General features: G+C 52.4%; 14 protein-coding genes and 1 pseudogene. 6 read left to right on the forward strand and 9 right to left on the reverse strand.

The features are described 5' to 3' along the window. Window positions 1–210 precede the first annotated feature (210 nt). The 7 genes from AC1DOP_RS08015 to AC1DOP_RS08045 form a co-directional block, all read right to left on the reverse strand. Window positions 211–639 (reverse strand): hypothetical protein, encoded by a 429-nt coding sequence (locus tag AC1DOP_RS08015; protein WP_477250698.1) that lies wholly within the window; start codon window positions 637–639, stop codon window positions 211–213. A 152-nt stretch (window positions 640–791) separates the two neighbouring features. Then, a complete protein-coding gene (locus AC1DOP_RS08020) occupies window positions 792–1,151 on the reverse strand; it encodes a 6-carboxytetrahydropterin synthase (RefSeq protein ID WP_477250699.1) in 360 nt (119 codons plus the stop codon). Further along, window positions 1,148–1,855: a 7-cyano-7-deazaguanine synthase QueC gene (queC, locus tag AC1DOP_RS08025; protein ID WP_477250700.1), complete on the reverse strand. Its 708-nt coding sequence runs from the start codon at window positions 1,853–1,855 to the stop codon at window positions 1,148–1,150. Before queC ends, AC1DOP_RS08020 begins: the two co-directional genes overlap by 4 nt. Before the next feature lie 8 nt (window positions 1,856–1,863). Continuing rightward, complete coding sequence (gene dbpB / locus AC1DOP_RS08030; RefSeq protein WP_477250701.1) at window positions 1,864–2,976, reverse strand: DGQHR domain-containing protein DpdB; 1,113 nt, start codon at window positions 2,974–2,976, stop codon at window positions 1,864–1,866. Beyond that, complete coding sequence (gene dpdA, locus AC1DOP_RS08035) at window positions 2,973–4,262, reverse strand: tRNA-guanine transglycosylase DpdA (RefSeq protein ID WP_477250702.1); 1,290 nt, start codon at window positions 4,260–4,262, stop codon at window positions 2,973–2,975. The genes dbpB (AC1DOP_RS08030) and dpdA overlap by 4 nt, the downstream gene beginning before the upstream one ends. Then, a complete protein-coding gene (gene dbpB, locus AC1DOP_RS08040; RefSeq protein WP_477250703.1) occupies window positions 4,259–5,383 on the reverse strand; it encodes a DGQHR domain-containing protein DpdB in 1,125 nt (374 codons plus the stop codon). The genes dpdA and dbpB (AC1DOP_RS08040) overlap by 4 nt, the downstream gene beginning before the upstream one ends. Beyond that, complete coding sequence (locus tag AC1DOP_RS08045; RefSeq protein ID WP_477250704.1) at window positions 5,376–6,338, reverse strand: DUF6884 domain-containing protein; 963 nt, start codon at window positions 6,336–6,338, stop codon at window positions 5,376–5,378. Before AC1DOP_RS08045 ends, dbpB (AC1DOP_RS08040) begins: the two co-directional genes overlap by 8 nt. A gap of 490 nt (window positions 6,339–6,828) precedes the next feature. Between AC1DOP_RS08045 and AC1DOP_RS08050 the strand changes: the two genes are divergently transcribed. Together AC1DOP_RS08050 and AC1DOP_RS08055 are read left to right on the forward strand one after the other, a co-directional pair. Next, complete coding sequence (locus AC1DOP_RS08050) at window positions 6,829–8,121, forward strand: DUF2569 family protein (protein ID WP_477250705.1); 1,293 nt, start codon at window positions 6,829–6,831, stop codon at window positions 8,119–8,121. A 314-nt stretch (window positions 8,122–8,435) separates the two neighbouring features. After that, on the forward strand, window positions 8,436–8,939 hold the full coding sequence (locus AC1DOP_RS08055) for a VUT family protein (protein WP_477250706.1): 504 nt from the start codon (window positions 8,436–8,438) through the stop codon (window positions 8,937–8,939). A gap of 231 nt (window positions 8,940–9,170) precedes the next feature. Here AC1DOP_RS08055 and AC1DOP_RS08060 read toward each other — a convergent pair. Then, window positions 9,171–10,306: pseudogene (locus AC1DOP_RS08060) on the reverse strand (IS3 family transposase). A 448-nt stretch (window positions 10,307–10,754) separates the two neighbouring features. Between AC1DOP_RS08060 and AC1DOP_RS08065 the strand changes: the two are divergent. From AC1DOP_RS08065 to AC1DOP_RS08075, 3 genes are all read left to right on the forward strand, one after another. Beyond that, a complete protein-coding gene (locus AC1DOP_RS08065) occupies window positions 10,755–12,155 on the forward strand; it encodes a tyrosine-type recombinase/integrase (RefSeq protein ID WP_477250707.1) in 1,401 nt (466 codons plus the stop codon). 177 nt (window positions 12,156–12,332) lie between these two features. Next, window positions 12,333–15,719, forward strand: a complete 3,387-nt coding sequence (locus AC1DOP_RS08070) for a hypothetical protein (protein ID WP_477250708.1) — start codon at window positions 12,333–12,335, stop codon at window positions 15,717–15,719. 3 nt (window positions 15,720–15,722) lie between these two features. After that, window positions 15,723–16,406, forward strand: a complete 684-nt coding sequence (locus AC1DOP_RS08075) for a hypothetical protein (protein WP_477250709.1) — start codon at window positions 15,723–15,725, stop codon at window positions 16,404–16,406. Between the two features lie 329 nt (window positions 16,407–16,735). Here the strand turns inward: AC1DOP_RS08075 and AC1DOP_RS08080 are convergent, their stop codons facing one another. Continuing rightward, complete coding sequence (locus tag AC1DOP_RS08080; RefSeq protein ID WP_477250710.1) at window positions 16,736–17,173, reverse strand: HAD domain-containing protein; 438 nt, start codon at window positions 17,171–17,173, stop codon at window positions 16,736–16,738. A 401-nt stretch (window positions 17,174–17,574) separates the two neighbouring features. On the opposite strand from AC1DOP_RS08080, the gene AC1DOP_RS08085 reads away from it, so the two are divergent. Further along, entirely contained in the window at window positions 17,575–18,555 is a 981-nt protein-coding gene (locus AC1DOP_RS08085) for an MBL fold metallo-hydrolase (protein WP_477250711.1), read from the forward strand. The last annotated feature ends 10 nt before the right edge of the window (window positions 18,556–18,565 follow it).

The following is an 18,565-nucleotide window of genomic DNA, read 5'->3' on the forward strand; positions in this document are numbered from 1 at the left end:
AGGAACGATCGTCTGAAAAGATCTTCGTGAAATCCGTCGGCAACCGGCGTAGAGCGCTTAACTAACCTAACCGTCAGTTATCATGAAAGCAATGACTGGACACAGCAAGCACTAGCGCGCTTCGAAACAGCCAACAGCAAGATTGTTGTGTCGCTGTGCTGTCGAGGCTGATCAGGAATTTACTGCGCCACGACCATGCGCCACTAAGTATCAGGCTGTAGCCACAGCTTGCTCCAAATTTTGGAGCAGCATCAAGATTACCTGATTGTTGCGCGAAATGATGGAACTGGTGAAGAGCAGCAGGCCAGTGATCAGTTCGCTCAACTCGTCGAGCGAAGACGATTGCGAGAGCCGGCTTTCAACCTGCGTCAGCGTCGCGAGCGTATCCGCCTGACTGACCGGAAAATCCGGACGCGCCAAGCGTTCCGCTTCGATCAGCAGCATGCTTGCACGCGCACGCAGCGCATACTCTTCCGTAAGAAGCGCATACGCAGATGTCGCCTTCGAATCAGCGGGCGAGGCGGCCGTATGTTGACGCAAGGCTTGGTGAATGGCTTCCGACATCCGCATGACTTGAAGCGCAATGTCGCGCACGGAATCAGCAGAAGAGAACGCTTGGGTTGCCGTAATGTGCTGCATCGATGCTCCGTTCAGAAAAGTGATGACAGAAGAGTGGTCTCGCTGGATCCGCCAAGAGCGCCCAACGAAACCGGTCGCCATTGTAGCCGAAGGCGCACGGCGCACAGATTCATGCGCGTCTACTTAACGTGCTTGACTTTCGCACGGTCGCGCTACTTCGACAGACAGCAGCGATCCCCGCTTGCTTGGCGCTCGACCGATACCTTGGTCAAAGCGGGCAGAAAGTCGGCTAGTTCGACGAAGATGAAGCGACAGAGATTTTCCAGCGTTGCCGGACCCAATCCTACAATCTCATCCAGAAAGCGGTGATCGAGTTTTTCGCGCACTCGCTCGATCTCCCGTCGCACGAAGCCCAGGTCCGCCACCATCCCGTTAGCGTCCGGCGTCCCCGCCAAGGTGATCTCGGCGTGATAAGTGTGGCCGTGGATCCGGCGACTGCCCTCAGCGTCGACGTCGCGCTCTAAGGTGTGCGCTGCTTCGAAGAAGAATTTTTGGCTGAGTTCGTAGTTCACTGCGCCCCCGCCGTTTTCATAAAACCTTCGTAACCAGTCCGGCGCAACTCGCAAGCGGGGCATGTACCACAGCCATAGCCCCACGCATGCCATGTCTGACGATCACCAACATAGCAAGTGTGGCTCTCTTCGCGCACGATCTCTAAGAACGCTGCACCACCGAGTTCTTGCGCCAAGGCCCAGGTCTGGGCTTTGTCGAGCCACATAAGCGGGGTCTCGATAACGAGCGGGTGCTCCATGCCCAAACTGAGCGCCACCTGCAGCGCCTTCAAGGTGTTGTCGCGACAATCGGGGTAGCCCGAATAGTCGGTCTCACACATCCCACCCACGAGGACTTTGAGCTCACGTCGGTAAGCCACTGCCGCCGCATAGGTAAAGAACAGCAGATTCCGTCCCGGCACAAAGGTATTCGGCAGACCGTTCTTTTGCATCTCGATGGCACGGCCCGACGTCATCGCCGTGTCACTAATGGTCGACAGCAGTCGCATGTCGAGCATGTGGTCTGCGCCTAATTTGGCGCTCCAGGCAGGGAACTGCGCACGCAGCGCCGCCAAAATCTCTTGGCGGCAGGCGAGTTCGACCGCATGACGCTGGCCATAATCAAAGCCGATCGTCTCTACGTGCTCATAGCGCTGTAGCGCCCACGCCAGGCATGTGGCCGAATCCTGGCCACCCGAAAACAGTACCAATGCGGTCGTCATCATCACGCTCCTTAGGCAGCCGCTTTTTCGAGGCTGCGTAACAAGCGCTTAACGGTACGCACCAAGTAATCGGTCAAGAAATTGATATCGGTCGGCGTGTTCTGAATGCCGTTCCAATTGGGCTTCAGCACCTCACTCAATTCCCACTGACCGTGGGTCCAGGCAGTGTACGGTTTCAAGGCTTTGAGCCCCACCACGAACTTATCGTAATCGCTCGCGCAACTCGGTAACGCCGTCGAGCACAACTGCTCCATCACGAAGCCCATGGCCACCAGGCCAGCGCCATGACGCAAGCGTGAGGTCTTCGGATTCATCCCTTCCCACTCTGCCGCAAAGACGTGTTTGATGGCCAGGAAGTAGGCATTGAAGAGTTGGAAGGCCTTCTCTTCAAGTTCGACCAGTCCTTCAGGGATGGCGCCACACTCTTGGATCAAACGTCGCACCGCGCCATCGGACGCCGAATTCATGACGATCTTTTGAATCGCCGTGTCGCTCAACACACCCTTCGGGTTCGTATGTTGGCGAATATCCCCTCGCAGCGCCGAGTCTTCACGGAAGTTCAGGCGATCCACCAGGCGTGCAGCGAATTTGCGCGCCGTGAAGCGCTCCGGCAAGCCTTCGACGTTCGGCAACAGTTCATAAATCAGCGCTTTGGGCAGAGGGCGCGTATTGTTGATCAAAACGAACTGCTGGCGCAGCTCGTTATAGTCCTTACAGACCAAGGCTGATACGAAGACTTGAAAACCTGGTTTGCGGATGCCGGACAGGGCAGTCAAACGCTGTTGGCCATCAACCACGAAGCCTGGGCGGGGTTGATCTTCCGGCACGCTAATGGTGACGTCGACAATGCCATTACCGAGGTCGCTGACCTCGACACTGCCGAGGAAGGCAACGATCACGGCATTCGGCAGCAGCGCATCTTCGCGTCCCAGGTAATCGCGGATTTCCTTGATATGGGGCGCCACCTGATGGCGCTGGAACCCTTTGAGTTCGCCGTTATCTTGGCGGCCGACGCGGTCGATTTCGGAGAAGCCCAGCACATCGGCCGGTTCAGCCGCGAAGCAGAAGACGTCGTGGCCCTCGGCCTGTTTCGCACGGATGGCTTTGAATTGATAAGTTTTCACTGGGACTTCTCCAGGATGCGTTGAACGTGTTGGTGATACACGCCGAGGTTGTGGAAGCCGCGGCGGCGGTTGCGGTTGGCCGAGCGGAAGATGATGACCTCGACGCCGATTTGGGTGCAGATATCACAGCGGCAGTACTTCCAAGGCGCTGCTGCTAAGGTCCGCTCCACCTGCACTCGGGTTTTAATTAAACCTTTCGCGTGCTTGTCGCTGTCGCCCGCCAGCGTCAAAAATTGCTGGTAGTCCATCACCGCATCGACGGTGGCATGTAAAGTCTCTTGGCCTAGATCGAAGCGGCGCAAGGCTGTCAGCGCACGCTCTTCGCGCTTGACCAAGTCTTCAGCGTTGAAGATCCCTTGCTTGATACCCTGCATCAAACGGCTGTTTTCGATCGCTTGTGGAATGCGGATTGCAGCATAGTACTCGAGGCTACCGTCTGACTTAGGCACGTAGTAGTTCGCCTTTTCGTCCATGAAGGCGCGAATTAAGGGCGAGGTCGAATCAAAACTGGTGATGCCGTAGCCCGTGAAGTGCTGGATCGAGTCGGCCTTGGCAAAGCCCAGCAAGTGGATCTTCGTCTCCGGTTTGATGACGTCACGAAGCGCGCGCAAGACTTGGTGGATCACATCGACTTTCAATGGGACTAAACCACCGATCGCGAGGTAGCGGTAACCCATGTCTTCGAGTTGTTTCGCTGCTTGCGCAATGCTGTGTGGCGACCAGCCTTGTACCGCACCCATGGGCTCGAACGGCATGCCATGTTCCTGGCAAATGCGCAGGAACTCGCGCGCATTTTCCAAGGTCAAGTCAAAGCGGAAGCGGACGTCGTCCTCCACCGCTTCACGTGGCGGGTTGTCGGTCTCGCAGGCGAAAATAATGTGGTCAGGTGACACGCCATGCGTAAAACCTGCGTCCGCATAAAACTCGAACACCTCGCGCGGCGAGTACGATGGCTTCTCCTGCTGGACATAGGCGAACGCACCGCAATCGCCCATCACCATCGCATCTTTGTACTTCGGGCCATTTAAACGCAAGAAGGCGCGCACGCCATCGCGCAAGAAGCGGTGCCGCTCGGCGGTTGCGTAGCGGACCTTGGAGGAGGCGACGCCTGGCGCTGGCACCACGGCGCTCATCGCGACCAGCAAGCCATCATACGGTGTCGGCTGCATGATCTCATGCGCATAGCGATCATCCCAGTAACGGCGCCGCGTTGGCGCGTTGCGATCGTTAATAAAATCGTACTCAGGATCGACGTAGTCCTGGGTGTCGGAGTAAAGAAACTTCATTTTCTTGCTTCAGTCATGTAGGCGCGGATTAAGGCTTCTTGCAGGCGCCGCTTACCTTGGGGCGTGCTTTCGATGTCGTTCCAACGCAGTCCGTTAAATTCCCATACCCCAGAAGTCCAGCGACACAAAGGCGCCACTTTTTCCACTTCTTTGCGCACGGCTGCGTACGACTCATTGGCGCCCGACAGGCGCGCATAAATGCAGTCCATCAGCATACCCATGGCCACAATGCCAGCCGAGTGCATCAAGCGGCTTTGACGCGGGTCTTTGCCCCAGGCCTCTGGGAACACGTCGCGCACAACCGACCAAAAGGTGACCAGGATCGTGCACATCGCGTCGACGTCGCCCGGATCCGTATCGGACGGCTTATAGGGCGCGAGCGCCCCCAACGGATTCGACAAGCTGTGACGAATCATCTCGACCACCGCGGTGTCCGTGATCACGGCGGTCGCCTCGTCCTTCTTGTCGGACGGGCGCTTGATCAAGTTATAAAAGGGCGACTTGTTGTTGCGGTTGAGCCAATTACACAACTCACTCGGCACTTTTCGTTTGCGCAGGTCCCGCGGCAGCAGCACGTTGCGGGTTTCTGGCAGCAGCTCGTCGATCAAGCGGCGCGGCAGGGGTTTGGCTTTATTGACCAACACGAACTGCTCGCGCTGCACCTCCAAATTGTCCGAGACGAAGGCCACCACCGGAACCGGGAACGATTGATTGGTCGAGCGCGATAAGGCCAAGGAGCGCTGTTGGCCATCGACGATCCAGGCGACGCGGTTGCCTGCCTCGAACAGCGGGATCGTCAAGGTCCCGGTCTGGCCGACCCCTTCATCCTTGTTTGGCCGAGTCCCGCGCGAGGCCGTAAAGCGCACATCAGGCGACATTGCTAAGATGATCGAATTGGGGAACAATACATCCCCTTGGTCGAGGTAGTCAGCAATGCTTTTCACGTGCTGCTGAATCTCTGGTCGCTGAAAGCCTTTTAAGACCTCATGCGCATCACGCTCGACCCGCGAGATGTCCGCAATTTTCAGGATGTCGCCGCCCCGAATAAAAAAGGCATACACATCGAGGCCGTCGCCTTGGGTCGTGTGCAGCGCCCGGACCACGAGTGCTTGTTTATCCATAGGTGCCAGTGCGATCGTGACGTTCTTCTAGGATGAGCTGACGCAAGTTGCGAAAGCGCGATTGTTCACACGCGACCAAAGCGTCATCCCGCAAGTAGCGCAGTAGCGCCGTCGAAGAACCATGTAAACGTTCCCAGTTCTGCCGCAACAGAGCAATGATTTCCTCATCCGTTTTGCGCTGGCGCTCAGGCAAACTGGGCTTATGCAGCGCGGCCATCGCTGCGCTGACCCGTTGCCGAGCCGCGTCGCGCGACAATGCATGTCCTTGCAGAGCAAGGACAAAGTGGCGTAAGGCGCGCTGCGGAAAGTCGCTGCGGGTGCCGGCATAGGCCGGCAATCCCTCTAAGCGATCGTCATAGGGGAGGGCGGCTGCTTGCAAACGCGCCGGCAAGTTCGACGCCCCGTGCGCAGACGTCAGAATGCGTAAGCGCTCGAGCGACGCATCATCTAACTGTGCCAATTCGCTTTCTAACAAACCCAAATATGCAGATGGTACCGCCAGCAACACCAGCGCCTTCGAGGACGCCATTAAAGCGGTCAGCGAACGATCTCTCCCGAACGCCTGCACCAAGGCTTGCCACCAATCAGTCGGCGCTTTTTTCAAGCGCAACAGGCAACGGTATAAGCCGTTGTTAGGCGTGGCTGATGTCGTAATGTCGTAAGAGGGGATGCAATCTTCGGCGTTCAATAAGCCGTGGCCGGCAGATACAATGTACAGCGGGGCCGCTAGCTGCTGCGCGGTCCGTCTTGCTTCCGTCATCGAACGTCCCCCGTACAGCGCCGCCGCCGGCACCAATGCCATCGCGTCGACGGCTTCTACCTGCTGCTTCCACTGCTGCGCTAAAGCCTCCAGCGAGTTGGTATGCTCGGTCCCCTCGAGTGCCAACACTGTTGGCACTTTCTTTTTTCTGCTCGTGCAACTTGTAATCACGATAACGTCGTGGACCTGAGTCATTGTGAAATTGCCAAGCTAAAAGATGATGTCAGTAAAGGAAAGAAGCCCATCCGTATTTTCTCACTTGCTGCACTTAATTGCTAGATGCGCCACGCAAACGTCTGCAGTTATTTTGCGATTTCAGATGAGTAGCAACGCATAAGTGAGCCGATACTGCTCGTTAAGGGACCTTCATTTCCCGCTTGCCGTCGCCGTTCGAGCTGCTCAAGATCGCACCGAACTGCTGCTAGGAGCGGCTTGGTGCGCCTGACAAATTTACTCTGCATATCGCGAAAGGATCACCGAACTGACAAGCGAAAGGAACGCTAGACCTCCGTCTGTTGGTCCTCGTGCCGCATGTGCAAGACACGAAAGCGACGTCACCGGCTAGCACCCAGCAACTTATTTACGCATCGATGAATAAGATTTCCTGTCGGCATCTTATTAACTCTGATAAAGTTTTGTTATTAGAAATAAAACATGGAGTAAATGCGTGGAGAGCTCACCTTGGATGTTTCTGCCTGCGGTCCTGGTCATCGCGATCATTGTGGCGGTCGGCTACTACTTGCATCAGGGCGTAAAGAGCGAAGCACCTGGACCCCAAGGCCAAAGACCCTACGGCGTCCATGGGTGGTTAGCCTTCTATATCGGCGCGTCATACTACCTTGCGCCTCTGTACTCGCTCGGGAGCCTCAACAACGAACTGTCCCGCGCAGAAGTCGCTAACGCGATACTGACGACGCTGGCCGCATGGGAGAACTACAAGGCCGGTGCCTGGCTGCTTGCGTTCGCCTCGATTGCCGTGCAGTGGCGTGCCGCTTGGCTCCTGAAGAACCGCTGGCAGCCCTATAGCATCCGCTTCGTCAAGATCGTCTCACTCGCCTTACCGCTCATAGTCGTCGTCGGCGACATCACTTTGGGGATGGTCACGCTGGACGTCATCGACTCAGAAACTGCCCTCAAGGGCATCATGACGGGCCTGGTGCGTGGGCTTATCTGGGCGGCATACTTCCAGTTCTCGAAACGGGTCAGGAATACGTATTACCCGGTCAACACAAGGGAATTGGTTTCGCCGAACGACCCTCTACAATCCACTGACCCTGTCGCCTCAAGGACTTCTGCATCTCCAACCCCTTCGGCAACAAGCAGCGTTGTGGCCGGTCAAGCACTTGGCCGACTGCCAGATCAGTCTGAAGCGATCATCGTAACAAGCCCACAGACCAACATTGAAGATCACCTGTCGCCGCCGCATTCGCAGGTAGTGCCGGTACCGACGCGCCCCGCCGCAGTGCTGGTCGAGGACGACGCGCTCTGGGCCGCCGCCTTGGCGGAACTGGAAGAGGGGCGACGCCATGCGGGGACTTGGGCGCGCTCTTTCTCTGCAGCCAATGGCGACGAGGCCAAAGCGAAGGCCGCCTACCTTCGCGAACGCGTGCATCAAATGCATGAGGAAGTCATGAAAGCGAGACAAGCGGCTGAAGCAGAAGAGCAGGCACTTATTACGGAAGTGGAAAATCGTCTCGCCATTGCCACGAAAAGATTCCTTGCAGGCAGTCGTATGACGGAAGATGAGATTGTGACGCTCGTAACTGCATCCGATAAGGACGATACGCTGACGCGGTTGACCGACCGGATCCGAGGAAACACCCTACTGCATTTGTGCGCCCGCCATGGCCTGTACGAAGCGGCGTTAACACTTTTACGCAACGGCGCTAATCCAGACGCCGGCAATGGTAACGGTCAAAAGCCATTCGATATGGTCGCGCCAGACACGCCGCTCGCCTTAGCTTTACGCCCGGCTTAGCCTGGTGAACTACCAGCGATGGCTCATCCAGCCTTAAGCCTGACTGGCCGCTCGAGCGCGACCTAGAGATGGCTCATCAGTACTAGGTACAATAGCGACTTCACCGAAGCGTGCCAACATGCGCGCCTCTGCCAAGCGAAGCCACGGTCGCGCCGACGACTGCGCGTCCGTGGTGTCATTGGTCTCAGGCTAAACGGTCCGATGAGGTCTAATTGGGACGCGTCGCACGACCGCGCCTGGCCAGTTGCAGACGTTCAGACTGGTGCAATGTACAGTGTTTTTAAAAGATGGCGCTCACATCGACAAGGAGCAAGATGCAGTACACCGTAATATATATTTTGACCCTCGTGATCGCTAACATGGTGGTCGCTCACTTTGGCCCTGTATCGACGCCCGTGGTGGCGTTCGTCCTCATTGGTTTCGATCTTACCCTGCGTGATCGTCTTCACGATCAATGGCAGGGCCGTCAGTTGTGGCCGCGCATGTTGGCGCTGATTGCCAGCGCCGGCGTGCTGTCTTACGTCTTGAATCCCATGAGCGGCCCGATCGCCATCGCCTCGGTACTCGCTTTCAGCCTCGCTTCGTTGGCGGACGCGGCCGCTTACCAAATGTTGGCAGGGCGCTCCTGGGCCGTGCGTGCCAATGGTTCCAATGTTGTCGGCGCCGCGGTCGACTCGCTGATCTTTCCCTTGGTCGCGTTCGGTGTCGCGTTGCCGTCGATCGTGTTCGCCCAATGGATCGCCAAAGTCGTCGGCGGCATGCTGTGGGCGTACGTGATTTCCAGAATGGGGAGTCTGGCCAGGTCGCGCGCGGCGTAACTGTGGGTTCAGTCGTGCCAGCACAAGCAGGTGTAGAGAGTCTTGGCGCCGCGCTTATGGATACTGAGCGAGGTATTCCTGCCGCCCGTGCCGTACTGGCGAAGTACCACTAACATACGTGGCGAAGCCCCGGCCGCGTCGGAATAGCGTTCTGTCGCAAGTTCACTGCGCAGGACGCAGGCGGGAGTAAGAATTTAACATGGCCTTCCCCCATCCATACGGACACTTCCGTTAAGCGCATTTTAGATTTTCAAACTGTACCAGGCTGATGTACCCGATAGTGGAATGACGGCGGCGTGGATTGTAGAACCTTTCGATGTAGTCGAACACATCAGCGTAAATCATCCTTGGTCCGGTAATGCTTTTTGCTTAGACGCTCAGTCTTGAGCGTCGAGAAGAAGCTCTCCATTGCAGCGTTGTCCCAGCATTTGCCACGACGGCTCGTGCTGCAAACAATGCCGTGCGATTCAAGCAAGCGCTGGAAGTCCTCGCTCGTATATTGGGAACCTTGGTCCGAATGATGCAACACAGCGCGAGGCCGGCCACGGCGGAAGATGGCCATCAGTAGGGCGTCTATCACCAACTGCGCGATCATCTTCGGTTGCGTCGACCGGCCCACCACACGCCACGAGTACAGGTCCAGGACGACAGCAACAAACAGCCAGCCTTCGCCAGTACAGACGTAAGTAAAGTCGGCTGCCCATTTTTGGTTCGGGCCGGTCGCCTCAAATTGCCGATCCAGCAGGTTCGGCGCGATGGCGTGGACTGGCGAATCGAACTTCCCAGGCGCACGACGTCGCTTGTGGCGGGCGTTGATACCGGACGCTTTCATCAGTCGCGCCACGCGGTTCTCGCTGCAGGAGAAACCAGCATCGATCGGGTCTCGCACTATGCGGCGAACCATATGTGCCATCGCTGGCTTCGTGGCTGTGCTTGATTGCTTTGAGGAGCTTGGCATTCTCGCGCTCATGCGCACTTGCGGGACGTCTAAGCCAGTCGTAAAAACCACTGCTCGATACGCCGAGTAGACGGCACATCATTCGGGTTGGCCAGATGGTTCGATATTTGGCGATGAAGCCGTACTTCACTTGAGGTCGGCTGCGAAGTAGCCGAACGCTCAGTATGTCGCGCTCCGTCTTGAACTTCGCCAGCTCACGCCGCATGCGCCCATATTCCTGGGCCGATACCTTCTCGCGTCCGACCGCGACCTCTGCATCGACATTGGCATCTCTGCACCATCGTCCCAGCAAATTGACACCGATGCCAAGGTCGCGGGCTATTGCCACCTTGCTCGCACCAGGCTGGCCTACCAGCTTGACTGCTTCGCGCTTGAACTCTTCTGAAAAACCCCGTCCTTCACGTGCCATGTAATACATCTGATAGGAACATCATACCTATCGGAAGTGTCCGTTGTGGTGGGGGAACGCCAGTTACCTGTCGAGTTTGAAAGCGGCATTTAATGAAGCATGAATAAAAACCTGAGGTGACTCAATATGTAAATCAGAAAGACCGTTGTGCTAACGGCTCGATCCGTCCATTAACGCGCATGTCAATCATGTCTTAAATTGCACTATTTGCGCGAATTATAGTCAATTATAGTTTTCCATAGTCCGTTTAATGGTGCAAATTCACACGCAATTTTCCAAATTATAGCGAATTATAGTTTTCCATAGTCTTTGTAAATTCTTTTAAAATCAATGGCTTACGAAATTCCTTGCGTGATCAAAAACGATTGTGGAAAATTTCTATGTAATTATTTTGATGCGTCGGTAGAGCAGCATCTGCATAGACGTTATTTCTACGAAAGATAAAATTATGCGCAACGTGACTATTATTCCTTCTGGTAATTTTAAAGGGAAACAATGTTTTAAACTTATTGGGCCGTACGGAGAGATACATGCGTTCGAATTTTTTATTCGACGCTTACATGAGGAGGGGTATGCTCCAAATACAATAGCGATTTATAAATCTAGCATTGCCTATTTTCTAGATTATATGTTCGAGGCGCAAAACACTTTTCAGAAGCGTGGTGTGATGCGGATAGATAAGGCACAACTGAAGAAAATTATTTACCATTGGGCGGAATACCTGACCTTTGGAGAAAATTCCGGTGACCCTATGGTTAAGGAAATCTCCACTTTGATGCCATCGCCTATGGTCACCTCAAAAACTTCTTCGACCTATCATGCAGGGTTGAAAAAATTTCTAGAGCTTTCAGATGAGATTCAGAAAGAACATGAAGACCTTAGCAAACTTGGTGTCATAAATGATTTTGAAAACAGGCTAGAACATTTATTTTCCAACATAGGTCAAGTTAAGTTGAGGCCGGCTTTAGAGCGTGTACGGATGGCTGCTTCATCGATGTTGCCAGGGGTAATCGCGAACGGAGCAAAGACGAAAAAGGTTACTGTTCTGAATGAATCTCATTTGTCCGTTATAGATGATAATAGAGTCACAATTTTTCCATTCGATCGATTCAAAGATTTTTACGATAACTTACTAACGTATCGAGACAGAGCATATTATAACTTTCTTGGTGCAAGTGGTGCGCGCGGGCACGAGGCTCGCCAGATGCTTTGGGCGGATGTTCGTCCTGATGAGCGTGAAGTTTTTCTTGTAAATCCTGGAAGCAGAATTAACCATTCAAGTTATCTAGCATTAAGCATCGAACAACGAAATAAATTGGCGTGGAAAGGTCGCGAGAGTCCTGAAACGTTTTTGGTTGAGCCTTTTGCTTCGCTATTCTGGCAGAATTTAGAATTATATTTAAAACATGAGTACATACCACATGGGCGACACGATTTTGTCTTTCAAGTCCTGGAAGGTGATACACGTGGTGATCCGTATTTTACGGCAGATCACAAGAGTTGGGAGGGAGTGTTTAAACGAGCTTGCAGACTAGCTAAAGTTCCTTCAAACGTTAGAGGTGCTCACTCTCTTCGACATTCTTACGGCACATATGCACTCAATTATTTTCCGTTGCCAAATGGCGAGTTTGGGTTGCCGATTACGATTGTGAGAATAATGATGGGGCACAAAGATCTCAAGGCAACTCAGCTATACGCACAAAAGGACAGGGATATATTGAGAGCTCAACTGATAGCAGCAGAAAGTTTTTCTCGCAGTATTCCCGGAAGTATGCAGTCAGCAAGCGAACTGCAAATCAAAGCATTGCTGAGCAGTGCGAAAAAACTGGGTTGGGATGGAGAAGTTTAATTCCAGATATGAAGGCGCACTTAATTGAACCATTGCTGTTCGAGGAGAATCTGCGCTTTCTATTACATCATATTTTGATGGCTTTCTGAAGCTATTACAGCTTCAGAAAGAATCCCAAATTTTAGCTTAATTAGCTCAGGCCGGAAGCCGGAGCGATCAAGATTTCTATTTTGCTATATGAAAAATTTAACCGATCAAGTAATTATTCATGTACATGGCCCTGAATTGGATCTGGCCATTCGAAAGGCTCTGTCCGCAACTTCAGACGCACTGCTGCAGGCGTATGATCTTGTTGGTGTAGATCTACACTCGGGTGTCACTTCCAAGACAAATATTAACGGAGCGTTTTCAAAATATGTCTGTTTAAACGTGCTGGGCCGCGACAGGGCTCTTAACGACGCTTATATCTATAATGCCTGCCGGATTCTATCGTATAAATTTAAATTAGTTGATAAGGATATTTTGTCCTATTACGAAACATTTTGCGGTGTCAAAGATTTTGACGCTATTCCAATCAAGCCATCGCTCTTCCCAAGGATAAAAACTGGCATAGGAATATTTTTGTTGGCTCTGCATTGTGAGAAGATAATAACTCTTCCTCGAAACTACGCTTGGCCGACGAGTCGGAGTAGTGGAGGCCGCACGAGCGAAGCATGCGAAAAAATTTTTGCGCGGAGCGAACTCATCAGTTTTGTTCGTAGCGCTCACCGTGAATTGGGTGAGTCGCCTGATCCCGCATTCGACTCAGTTGCTCGAACTGAGAAGTCCATCGCCTGGTACCTGACAAACGCTACGCGCCTGATAATTGCACTTGGTTGGCACCGGCCAGAGGATGTAAATCTCAGCGAAATGCTCGAACTTCGCTCTGTCGAACTCGGCAGTTCGATTGATGCATCCGTATCGGTACAGTCAACGCTTTTAGACACGCTTTGCCGCAAGTTTGGTACGCGTTGTCGAGTTTTGCCTGAAGACTGGACAAATGCTTTTGAGTCGCGCCAAGGTGGGAAGCGAGATAAGTTCAAGCAAACGGTTTCCTCTGAAATCGCGGTGAATGACTTGCCAGTGGCGGAGAGCGACGCTGAACTTCTTAAGCGTGTAGCAGGCCTAAAGCCTAGCTCCGCAGAACCTAGTCGTCTCGAGAAACTGAAGAAAATTGCAGGAACAGATTTTGATGTGATAGCGAATGCATCTGTATGGATAAAAACGCAAAAGCTTTTTCTGGAAAAAGTTAAGAGGGAAAACCCTAAAGCGGCAATATACGCTTTAGGGCTTTTGAACTTATATTTGTTTTTTTATCTGCCAGCTTGGTATAAAAGAAATCCTATTGTTTCGCTGAAGTTTCCTGATGCTCCAAATAAATTGAATCGCACCGCCTTCATATCGCGGATCCGAAGCGACTTGCTAGGATTGCCGTCTACCCTGATGGATTTTGTTGAGGCGCGCCAAAAATTGACTAATACGGCTGATTCTACTATATATGGATACATCGGAGCGATTGAAAGTTTTTTCAATTTTATCGAAGTCTATTCGGATGAGCTCGAGGGGGCAAGTGGATTCACTCAAGTGATTTTTAGTTACGACTATCCCAGTGCTTATCGGCCGTCAATTACCAATAAATCGCCAATCCCGAGGAAGCTATTTGGTATATTTGTGGCTTATGTCGAAGAATTAAAGAGATACATCGATCGCATAAACGAAAGAATTTTGGATCGAACAATAACTAATGATGATATGGTAAGCATAGTCGCAATCAATAATAGATGCGTTGATACAAAACATCCCATTTTGGCGCGAGTGATGGGCCCCTCTCCTTATGTGGAGTTGGAAGATAGACGTATCGAAATTAGATACCTTCCGTATTTTCCCGATCGTGAATGGTATATGGTTAGGGATAAGGGAATGTTAAACCTTATCAAGCCGCACGCGATTAACCAAATCTTAGTGGCTCTGTATACTGGGATACGCCATAATCACATTCAGTGGCTCGACGCCGATAGGTTTGATATTTTTTGTGAGGATGACGAAAGCTTTAGTAAGCTATTAGTTAATACGGACAAAATGATGAAAAAGGATTGGACGCCTGACGTCAACGGACGTGTTATCCAAATATTGCGTAGTCAGAAACGATGGCGCGATCTAATTGACGAGCCTGGGTTCGAATTTTTATGCTATTACAACGACAATCCTAGTACATCTTATCAGAAATTTCGCCCCTTGTTTTCTGTTAATGGTAAAAGCGGTTTGCCTCATTCCGATAGTAATTACGGACTTGCCTGGGGTGATATTCTTATTGGATTTCAGACCTGGTTTAATTCAAATGTGCTTGGTGTAGGCGAAAAGCGAGTTGTTCTTTGCAAGCTTTTGGCCAAAGGAGTCAATTTTTTCGATCCACGTATTAAGGAAAAGCTAGCAAGTTATAATTCTACAGAAAAAACTGTTTGTAATTTGCACGTTGCTAGCGAAATTACGCCACATAGCTCTCGAGTTACTGTCGTAACAAATCTTACGCTAACTTTACTGCCACCGGAAATTATCGGCAGGCGTGTGACTGGCCAGCAAGTTGGCACAGTTGCGTATTATTTAAAGATTGCCCAGGAAGATTTGAGTAGCCTTTCCTTGCATCAGGCAATGCAAATACAGCAAGCGGCGTTTAACAATACAGCAACCGATATCTTTTTAGGCCAAGCCTCTACAGTTGATCTTGAAAGCAAGGCAGCGTTGGTAAATTCGAATCTTGCCAAAAGTATGGCTATAAGCCCCAGAGAGACAATAGCACGATATGGCTGCATAAGTATTATGGCTGGGGAGGACACGAAACCTGGAGTAGAGCTAATTTTCGAAAGAGATATAACTCAAATTGCTTATAATTTAACTGAGATTTGTCCTTACAACAACCTATGTCCGGATCAAATCGTCAAACACATTTCTGGATTTCGTCGCTGTTCTTTATGCCCCGCCGCTATTCGCAGTATTGACCACCTTCCTGCAGTCGTAGCCGCTGTTCGGAATACTTTCGACAATATGCGCGAGCTAAATAAAAGAATTATAAAGCTCAAAGCCGTTGGTCCAAGTGTGGACAAGGAATTAGAACAGGCAGAAGTGGATCGCCAGCGTGCCGCCGAGGAGCTTGCTGGCTGGAAGATTTGTGAGAGCAGCCTGGAGTCGGCGCGGAAAAGGGCTGTTGAAAGCGATCATAAGGCTACGTGGGTCGTCGAAAAACCTGAAATACTAATTCAGTCACTGCAACGTATTGAAATTAAGGACACTGAGAAAAACTTCATTTTGGCTCGTTTGATGGAAGCCATATCGTTCCCTGGATTTAAAAATCCGAAAGTCGAAAGGCAGTTTGATATGTTGCGTCGACGGGCATTATTTGCTTGTGGTCAGCTTGATGACGCTTTTGATTTAGAAGACCCTGCTGACCCCATAAGTGAATGTGTTGGGCAGTTGCGAAGCATTGTGAAAGCTAAAAACTTAGCAGTTTCAGATGTCTTAAAACTGCTAAGCGACGACGGCTATCTACGATCAGCGAAGTCGTTATCTCACTCTCTTCTGACGGTGTGATGGATGAATAATCGTGTACGAAAAAATCCTTTTGCAGGGTACCAAAAGCGAAAACAAGATGATCGTGAACAAATTATTAGGAACTACCTCAAAAAATCAAAGAGCGCGCGGCTTAAATTTGATAATGTTACACAACTTGCGGAAATGGCAGCTGCACATATAACTGAGGTTGAAAGGTCCGGAGAGCCTTGTAATTCCTCTACACTTCTTAGAAACTCGCGGTATCGAAAAAATTTAGATGATTACTTTAAGGCGGAAATTCCTGGAGGGTTAGGTCGTATCCATAATGATATTGAATTCAATCCGTTAGAAAAACTCATTAGCTTGGAAACTAAACTCGAACGCAGCAATTTGAGGTTGGAGAACGAGCGACTGAAAAAGCACTTAAGTACGATCGAGTCAGATATTATTTCAGGACAGTCGAAATTGTCTAATGGAAATATTTGCGAAAATGATGAATTATCAGAAAAAATAAAAAAACTAGAGTGTGATTTAGGGAGTACATGTAAAGCACTCGATCTTGTTTTGAAGCATCTTTCTTTCTATGTTCAATTTGATCCTGGTTCTAGAGCGCTAATCGATCCGGAGCCCCCGGCCGGAAAGTCAGGGATTATTGTTGAAGAAAACTATGTCTATGCATATATAAACTGGCTTGCCAGTAATGAAAAGCGTTTCGGGGGGGCTTAAAGGGCGTAGAAAAAATTGCATCTGACATGAAGTCTATCGAGTAACCTCGCGCCTCGGCCAATCCCACCGATGCGTATTCTTCACGCAACTTTCGGTTGTGATACATCGTCTTAATCGCACGATAGAAGTTTTCGAGGTCGCTCAGATATTTTCCAGTGCTGTTATTCGATGTTCCTAAGCGGTTGAGCCCGCTCAATCAGCTTCAAATGATCGGTCAACAGTAGAGGGTGTGGCTGCCCCCATGGGCAGCCGCATTTCTAAGCGCTGACCTGTGCATAGCAGCTCGAGCGCACCTGACAGTTCGTCCGCTAAGCTAGGTTGCGAAAGGCCTAGCCAAGAATTTTTGGAGCTGCTAGCAAATGACGTCTGTTTGCCGGCCAGCGCTCGACATCATCGTCTAACGCCAGCCAATGCCCAACCCCGCGCTCTTCGGCATCGGTGGTACTGGCGTCATGTCGTCGCGGTGGGGGAAATTTCAGCATCCAACCTTGCCAGATAGTCCCTACTATTCGATTTCGCAGCGCTGGTGGCAGCAGTTGCACTGCAAATTCGTAGCCGAGAGCGCTCACCGAATTCGTCGCTAACGATATGCGGACCTGTGGGAACGCAGCTAAAATAGTCACTAATAGCGATGCATGCTCGAACAAAGGACGATCTGTCGGCCGTCCTTTCTCATAAACCCGCGGTCTCTTGGGCTCGGCCATCGTGACGCGTACATCAGGTGGATGCAAAACGCCATCGTAATCGAGATAGAGGATAGGTGCCATTCAAAGTAGTGTACGCCCGCGGAGGTGAGCACGCACTCGTCTCGACAACATGTTGAGCAGGGACATAGATTTTGTCTACACCCTCTAAATAGGAAATGCGCTTCATATTTTATATCTGACTTCCTTACGCCAACGCCCTTATAGCGTGGACGCGCATGCCTTTGCTTGTGCCTAAAACGAAATCCTGGTTATGCCTTGGCTGCAATACGCAGTTGGACGCATATTTGACCACCTTTAGTTACTGGGGTACTTCGTCTCGCTGCCCCCCCGGACCCCCCTTAGTAGTTCGAACCCAGCTGGGCAGGCCAAGATTTCCTCTCCGCTAGCGAACGGTGCCACCGTAGCGTTCGTGTTAACGTCCATGCCGACAACTACCCCGTCGGATGACAGGAGGAGGAAGCATGCCGCCTTGCCGATTGCCCTGGTCCTGGTGCGCCAGCGCTGGACGCGCCGCCCTGCTGGCGGCGCTGGCCATCCCGATCGCCGTCCCTGTGCAGGCCCAGCAGGCGCCCGCGGCCACACCAAGCGGCGAGGTGCTGTCGCTCAAGCTGCCGCCGGGCAGCAATCCGGCCACCGAAGCGAGCGGCAGCGTGCAATTCATCGGCACGGCCACCGTCCTGATCCGCTACGAGGGCTTTACCATCCTCACCGATCCGAATTTCCTGCACAAGGGCGACCACGTGCACCTGGGCTATGGCCTGACAGCCGAGCGCCTGACCAACCCGGCGATCGAACTCGACAAGCTGCCGCCGATCGATTTCGTGCTGCTCTCCCACTTGCATGAAGACCATTTCGACAAGCTGGTCCAGGAGAAGCTGGCCAAGGACACGCCCATCGTCACCACCAAGGAAGCCGCGGCCGCGCTCGAAAAACTCGGTTTCCGGCGCACCATCGGCCTGGGGAAATGGGATCAGCTCGAGGTCGAGAAGGGCGAATCGCGCCTGCGCCTCACGGCCGTGCCCGGACGCCATGGCAAGGCCGGCATGCAGCTCCTGCTGCCCTCCGTGATGGGTTCGGTGCTTGACTTCGGAGCGAATCCCGTCGCGCCGAGCTACCGCATGTACATCAGCGGCGACACCCTGGTGTACGACGACCTGAAGAACATTCCGCAGCGCTTCCCCGGCATCGACCTGACGCTGCTGCACCTGGGCGGCACCCGCATCCTTGGCGTGTTCAAGGTGACGATGGATGGCAAGGATGGCGTCGATCTGATGCAGATCATCCGGCCGCAGCGGGTCATCCCCATTCATTACGACGACTACGATGTGTTCAAGTCGCCGCTGGCGGATTTCGCGCGCGAGCTCAAGGCGGCCGGTCTGGACCAGCAGGTGACCTATCTGGCGCACGGCGAGACCTACACTTTTACTCCTCGCAAGCGCTAGGCGCCCGGAT

This window comes from Massilia sp. 01N410 (assembly GCF_056399665.1).

Coding starts and splice junctions, on each gene's coding strand:
- AC1DOP_RS08015 (WP_477250698.1), bottom strand. CDS start 639: ATGCAGCACATTACGGCAACCCAAGCGTTCTCTTCTGCTGATTCCGTG.
- AC1DOP_RS08050 (WP_477250705.1), top strand. CDS start 6,829: ATGTTTCTGCCTGCGGTCCTGGTCATCGCGATCATTGTGGCGGTCGGC.
- AC1DOP_RS08065 (WP_477250707.1), top strand. CDS start 10,755: ATGCGCAACGTGACTATTATTCCTTCTGGTAATTTTAAAGGGAAACAA.
- AC1DOP_RS08080 (WP_477250710.1), bottom strand. CDS start 17,173: ATGGCACCTATCCTCTATCTCGATTACGATGGCGTTTTGCATCCACCT.
- AC1DOP_RS08075 (WP_477250709.1), top strand. CDS start 15,723: ATGAATAATCGTGTACGAAAAAATCCTTTTGCAGGGTACCAAAAGCGA.
- AC1DOP_RS08055 (WP_477250706.1), top strand. CDS start 8,436: ATGCAGTACACCGTAATATATATTTTGACCCTCGTGATCGCTAACATG.
- queC (WP_477250700.1), bottom strand. CDS start 1,855: ATGATGACGACCGCATTGGTACTGTTTTCGGGTGGCCAGGATTCGGCC.
- dbpB (WP_477250703.1), bottom strand. CDS start 5,383: ATGGATAAACAAGCACTCGTGGTCCGGGCGCTGCACACGACCCAAGGC.
- AC1DOP_RS08085 (WP_477250711.1), top strand. CDS start 17,575: ATGCCGCCTTGCCGATTGCCCTGGTCCTGGTGCGCCAGCGCTGGACGC.
- AC1DOP_RS08045 (WP_477250704.1), bottom strand. CDS start 6,338: ATGACTCAGGTCCACGACGTTATCGTGATTACAAGTTGCACGAGCAGA.
- AC1DOP_RS08070 (WP_477250708.1), top strand. CDS start 12,333: ATGAAAAATTTAACCGATCAAGTAATTATTCATGTACATGGCCCTGAA.
- dpdA (WP_477250702.1), bottom strand. CDS start 4,262: ATGAAGTTTCTTTACTCCGACACCCAGGACTACGTCGATCCTGAGTAC.